This window comes from Alistipes sp. (assembly GCF_048465635.1).
In the GTDB taxonomy this organism is placed as follows: domain Bacteria; phylum Bacteroidota; class Bacteroidia; order Bacteroidales; family Rikenellaceae; genus Alistipes.
In genome coordinates this window covers 1-6,361 of sequence record NZ_DBFWLF010000003.1, presented here as the reverse complement: position 1 = coordinate 6,361, position 6,361 = coordinate 1, and the positions used below count along the sequence as shown (strand labels likewise).

Below are 6,361 nucleotides of genomic sequence, written 5' to 3'. Positions count from 1 at the left end.
CGGCGCACAGTAGCGTCGTCGGGCAGGAGGGGATGCCCGTCGAGCAGCGCTTCGCGGCCTTGCAGCAGAAGCATGGCCGGGAATTCGTTCAGCAGCGCTTCGACGGTCAGTTCGTCCCGCTTCGAGAATAACCTTACGCAGCGGCCGCTGAACGGTTCGTATTTCAGTTCCGACGCCTGGTCACGTTCGCTGCGCGGAATGTAGCCCGCCACGAACAGGTACAACTCTTCGGGAAAGGGGAACGCTTCCTCGGGAGCGGCGCAGAACGCCGCCACGGAGTAGCTCTCGCTCTGCCACGGAGCATGGCAGTTCGCCCAGTCGATCCAGACCACCGAGGGCGGAGCCTGCATCAACAGCGCATAGAGGTGGTGGGCCTCCCGGCGCAGGGTCTCGAAGTAATCGAGCAGCTGCGGGCGGAAGATTAGCGTTTCGAGGTATTCGCAAATCCCCGGATCATCGGCATAGTCTTTCAGCGATTTCATAGGTAAAAGTTGGGGTGAGGGCACAAAAAAAGGGCGCGGTGTCAGCCCCAATAGCAGGTCATAGGAAACCCGATTCAGAAAGCTGTCCTTGCGCCCCTGTTGTGTCCCGCCAAAGATAGCGGGACATAACAAGGACTGACAACTATTATACCTGAATCAAACCCTCCCGGAAGAGGTCCCTATGTTTGCTATTGGTATAAAGAGTTGTTTACCCTTTATGGATATGTCCGTCGGCGCGGCCGACACTTCGATTCCTTTTCATAGGCTGTTCGTTTCTTTTAAGCGGCTCCTGCCGCCTCCCTCGGAAACATTTGCAGACTATTTGCAGGAATTACAGACAAATGTAATCAAAACGATGGACAAGGCCAAGCGGTTTACCAACTTTTTTCCTAATTTTGTGGTTATGAAAAAGAGCATCGCTTTCCTGCCCGAGGACAAACAAGCCGATTTGAAGCAGCTGGTCGAGCTGGTCCGCCGCAATATCAAGGAAGTCGGCCTGATCGTTCTTTACGGCAGCTATGCCCGGAACAGCTACATCGATTACGACCAGCGCATCGAATTCGGCGTGCCGACCTACTATATGAGCGACTACGACCTGCTGATTCTCACCCGCAAGGAGATCGGAGCCATCCAGCACGCGCTCTATTCCAAAATCGCCGATGCCTTTTTCGAGCACAAGAACCGACCGTTCCACACCCATCCGCAGTTCATCAATTACGGGATCGACGACTTCAACTACGCTCTTTCCAAGGGGCACTATTTCGAAACGGAGATCAAACGCCAGGGAATCATCCTCTTCGATTCCGGCGAATTCCGGTTGGAACGGCGGCGCAGGCTTCGTTTCGATGAAATACGCGAACGGGCCGAAAAATATTACAACGATAAATTTAATCGAGGTGTGGATTTTCTCGAAGATACAATAAATAACTTAGCAAAAGAGAAATTTGTTCATGCCTCTTTCCATTTGCATCAGGCAACTGAAAACTTTTTGCGGGTGATTCCGATGGTTTTTATTCTTTACGGCTACAAGAGCCATGACCTGGAATCGCTGATGAGAGCCTGCAAGGAGTACGCACCGGAGGTCTACCGGCTGTTTCCGCGCGACAACGCGGAGGAAGAGCGCCTGTTCAAACTCTTGCAGCGGGCCTATGTCGAATCGCGCTACAACCCCGACTTTGAAATCACCCGGGAGGATATCGACGCCCTGCTGCCCAAGGTCGAACGGCTCCGCAAACTGGTCGAGCGGGTCTGTACCGCCCAAATCGCCTACTATGCCGAACAATCCGCCGGATCGGCTTCGGATAAAACTACGACGCAACCCCCACCGAACAAGCGTTGACACGCCTACTCTACATAGCCGTTTTAGCGGTATGGCTGACCGGATGCAGGACACCGGCGACCGACGCGCAACTCGACGCGGCGCAAGCCGTCATCGAGGAGCAGCCGGACAGCGCGCTGCGCATCTTGAGGTCGGTCGACACGATGCAGCTCTCCCCGGCAGAAAAGGCCCGGCGCCGCGTACTGCTCTCACAGGGATACAGCTTGAAAAATGTAGATATTGCCAGCGACTCGCTGATCGCTCCGGCATTGGCGTGGTATGAGCGGCACGGAACCGCCGCCGAGCGGGCCAAGGCATGGGCTTATTACGGGGCTGTACACGTCAACGCCGATGAGTTGGACAAAGCCGTCGAGGGCTACACTACGGCCCTGCGCTATGCCGGCAGGGTGCGCGGCGACCGGGCCACCGACAAGCTCCGGGCCGCGATCTACCACAACCTCGGCGTGCTGTTCTCCAATCAGAGTTACCATGCGCAGGCCGAGGAGTATTTCGACCGTGCGGCGACGCTCTACGGCGAGCTGGGCGAAGAGGAGAGTCGGATGTTCGGCGTGCTGATGAAGTCAATGGTCGTCTTCACGCAACACCGCTACGACGAGGCGATCACCCTTTTGGAGAGCATCCGCAAAGAAGCTGCCCGGTCGGAAAATCCCGAGTTAAGGGTGTTTGTCGAAACCTATCTGATCCACTACCGAGTTTACGCCGGCAGCTGCACGCCTGAAAAACTCTTGGAGGATCGCAATCGCATCGACCGCCGGGATATAGACTCGCTCAGGCGGCGTAATGACAAGACCCTCAACGAAAACGCATCGTTGATGATGTACGACGCGCTGTGCGGCATCTTGTTCTTCAACACCAACCAACCGGACTCGGCATCGTTCTACCTCCATCGTTCGTTGCGTGCGGTGGATAAGCACACTTCGGGGACTGCCGGACTCTTCTATATTCTCGCCGACATCTACAAAACCCAGGGCATGGTCGATTCGGCCTACTACTACCAAGCATGTTACGTCGGGCTGCAAGACTCGATCTACCGTGCCGAACGCACGCAGCAGGTCGCCGAGCTGGAGCTGCGCCACCGCAGCCAGTACGAAATGGGACTGCTGGAGACGCGGCAACGTTATCAGCTTTGGATATTCGTGTTAGCAGGTCTGTTACTCTCCGGCGGGCTGGGTTGGGGCATTGTGAGCTACCGTCGCCGTCTGCACCGCCGCGAGGAGCAGTTGGGCGAGTACCTCGGACTGTTGGAGTCGTACCGCGAGTCACACGACAGCCTGACCTCGCGCCTGCAAGCGAACGACGAACGGGAAGCGGCAGTCAAGCGTCTGCTCGAAGGACGTATGGCCGTCATTCGCGACATCGCCTCGACCTACTACCTTTACGGCGAAACACGCCGTCTGACCGAGAAGATGAAGGAGCTGGCGTTGAGTCCCGCGATGCTCGCCGATGTGGTGCGGATGGCCGATCTCTACAACGACAACGCCGTCGGTCGGCTTCGTGCACAGCTGCCCGGATGGACCGAGCGCAACTACGAATTCGCGGCGCTGGTCGTCGCGGGTTTCTCGCCGCAGGAGATCAGCGTGATGCTCGACATGACCCTCAACGGCGTCTACACGCTCAAGTCGAAACTCAAGCGACGCATCGTCGAATCGCAGGCCGCAGACAAAGCATTTTTCGCCCGGTTTTTCGAGTGATTTTCGGCCGGCAAGATTTTTTCGGCATTAAGCCTTTAATATCAGCATCTTACAAGTTCATCGGCAAGATCAATTTCGGATCAAAATAGCCGTTACAGAGTAACTTTGCATCAAGAAACCCTCAATGCAAAAAGTTATGATCCGAATCCCGATTCTCTCGCTGCTGGCGTTGCTCCTGTGCGGCAACGCATTCTCCCAAACGGTACATGGCAAGGTCGTAAACGAAGCCCGCGGGGCAGTCGTCGGCGCGGCGGTCGTGCTGTTAGACGCCGACTCGACCTATGTGGACGGCGTGACGACCGATTCGCTCGGAGGCTTCCGCATCGCATCAGCCGTCCGGCCCTACCGCTTATTGGTTCAGCACCTCGGTTACGAGCCTTTGGCGCTCGACACCGACAAAGACGATGTAGGTGAGATTATGCTCCGCGAAGCGGCCAATACTATTGGCGAGGTGGTCGTTAAAGGCGAACGGCCCGTCGTGAAGGTCGAACAGGGACGTCTGGTCTACGACCTCGAAGCGCTCACGCAGCACAAAGCCGTGAACAACGCCTACGAAGCCCTGACCCGCCTGCCGGGCGTGAGCGAAAAAGAGGGCGCGCTGGAGCTGGCCGGAATGGGCGGTGTGACGGTGATCCTCAACGGCAAGCCCTCGACGATGACTGCCGAGCAGCTCGCGGCTTTGCTCAAATCAACCCCGGTCGACCGCATCGAAAAGGCCGAGGTGATGTACAGCACTCCGCCTCAGTACCACGTGCGCGGCGCGGCGATCAACCTGGTGATGCGGCGCGGTTACGACCGCACATTCGCAGGCGAAGTGCACGCAAACTATTCTGCCCGGTACTACAACAACTGGGAAGCCGGAGGCAACCTGCTCTTCTCGTCGCCCGCGTGGTCGGCCGATGTGACCTACTCCGCCGGACAATCGAAGAGCATCCAGCCCATCGAGCTTTTTTCGCGCCACACGCTCAGCGGCAAGGTCTATGACATCACACAAAACCAGCAACTTATCTCATCCGCCACGAAGCACAACCTGCGCACGGCATTCGACATCGGGCGCGAGGGCAAAGGCCGCTTCACGGCGGCCTACACAGGCAGCTTTACACCCCGGAATCCGGCGACGACCGACGCGACGGGAACATTCGTTACCTCGCACAACGACCGTACGGGCGACGATGCGATGCACAACGCCTCGCTGCGCTACACCTCGACGTTCGGGTTGGACCTGAGTGCGGACTATACCCGCTACCGCACTTCGACGTTCATGGCCATGCAGAATCGCTATGCAGACGGTCGCACCACGGCGTTCGACGTGGCGGCAGGGCAGACGATCGACCGACTGTCGCTGAACGTCGATCAGGAGCACACGCTCGGCAAGAACTGGCAGCTGACCTACGGCGGTGCGTTCGACTGGGCCGAAGACCACGACACGCAGCAATATACCCTGCGCGAAGGGGAGGTCGAAACCGAAAATACCGATTCGCGGCTCTCGGAATACACAGGGAATCTCTATGCCGGGTTCGGCAAACAACTCTCACGCGGAAGCCTCTCCGTGTCGCTTGCGGGTGAATATTATCAGTTGGGCGACTACCGCAACTGGTCGCTCTATCCGCAGGCCACGTTCATGTGGATGTTCTCGGAGAAGCACCTCGTGCAACTCTCGCTCTCCTCGGACAAACGCTATCCCTCCTATTGGGAGATGCAGCAGGCGGTCTCCTACATCGACGGTTATTCGGAGATTCGGGGCACGCCCGGCCTGCGTCCGTCGCGCAGCTACAACGGGCAGGCGTTGTATATGTATAAGCAGAAATACATTTTTATGCTTTTCTGGAGCGAGATGCCCGACTATTTCGTGCAGACCGGCTGGCAGGCATCGGATCGGCTGGCACTTGTCTACCAGTCGCTCAACTGGAACGTCAATCGCCAGATGGGGGCGAACGTCATCCTCCCGTTCCGCATCGGCAAGTGGCTCGACTCGCGCGTAACACTCACCGGACTCTACATGAAACAGCGGTGCGACCGGTTCCACGACCTCTCGTTCGACCGCTCGAAATGGCTCGGCGTGGTAAATATGGAGAACACCGTGCGCCTCGCACGCAAGCCCGACATCACGCTCGATATTTCGGGTTACTACCAAACCCCGGCCATTCAGGGGACATTCGACACCGATCCCAGCTGGACCCTCGACGTCGGAGCCAAATGGACCTTCGACAAAGGCCGCGCAAGTCTCACAGCCCGCTGCACCGATATTTTCGAGTCGGTCGACCCCTCCGTGAAAATTCGCTACGCCGGGCAGTATATCGACATGAGTTCGGGGTTCTACACACGGACATTTACCCTCCATTTCTCCTACCGCTTCGGCAGCTACAAAGAGAAAAAGCGCACGCAGGTCGATACGTCGCGGTTCGGGCATTGAATAAAAGTGTGGCATTTTACGGTCCCTCAAACAGGTAGCGTATGGGAGCATGTGGCCCGTCTATGTAGAACTTATCTGTAAACCAAGAGCGGACGAAGGTCGAGAAAGAGAAAACCAACACCAAAAAAGAAAGATGACAGAAAAGGAGGCTTGTGAGCTTGTCAGTGATCCCGCAAGCCTCCTTTTCGTTCGGATGATCGATAGCTCACTACCGATCGCTCAACTCTTTATAAAGCTCGAGCCGCAGTCCGCAGTAGTTTTCAATGATCTCGCCTGCTTTGCGCACGCGCTCCATATGTATCTCCAACTCTTGCGGTGCGATGTCGAACCGGATGCCGTACGGTGACTTTTGCAGAAAACTCTTCAGCCGCGGCAGCGTGAAGATGTTTTCGATGTGGGTGTCGTCGAAAGCCAGCATCAGCTTCGTCGACAGCGT

4 protein-coding genes and 1 pseudogene are annotated in these 6,361 nt (G+C 56.9%); 3 read left to right on the top strand and 2 right to left on the bottom strand.

Annotated features, from left to right (window positions below):
• Positions 1 to 482: hypothetical protein (locus tag ACMO9O_RS00075; protein ID WP_418981558.1), on the bottom strand; the 482-nt coding region annotated here is incomplete at its 3' end.
• A gap of 217 nt (positions 483 to 699) precedes the next feature.
• Between ACMO9O_RS00075 and ACMO9O_RS00070 the strand changes: the two genes are divergently transcribed.
• The 3 genes from ACMO9O_RS00070 (at position 700) to ACMO9O_RS00060 (ending at position 5,925) form a co-directional block, all read left to right on the top strand.
• A complete protein-coding gene (locus ACMO9O_RS00070; protein WP_418981556.1) occupies positions 700 to 1,821 on the top strand; it encodes a HEPN domain-containing protein in 1,122 nt (373 codons plus the stop codon).
• A complete protein-coding gene (locus ACMO9O_RS00065; protein ID WP_418981555.1) occupies positions 1,818 to 3,512 on the top strand; it encodes a tetratricopeptide repeat protein in 1,695 nt (564 codons plus the stop codon). The genes ACMO9O_RS00070 and ACMO9O_RS00065 overlap by 4 nt, the downstream gene beginning before the upstream one ends.
• A 136-nt stretch (positions 3,513 to 3,648) precedes the next feature.
• Positions 3,649 to 5,925, top strand: a complete 2,277-nt coding sequence (locus ACMO9O_RS00060) for an outer membrane beta-barrel protein (protein ID WP_418981554.1) — start codon at positions 3,649 to 3,651, stop codon at positions 5,923 to 5,925.
• A gap of 208 nt (positions 5,926 to 6,133) precedes the next feature.
• Here ACMO9O_RS00060 and ACMO9O_RS00055 read toward each other — a convergent pair.
• A pseudogene (locus ACMO9O_RS00055) lies at positions 6,134 to 6,361 on the bottom strand (nucleotidyltransferase domain-containing protein); the annotation flags it as partial.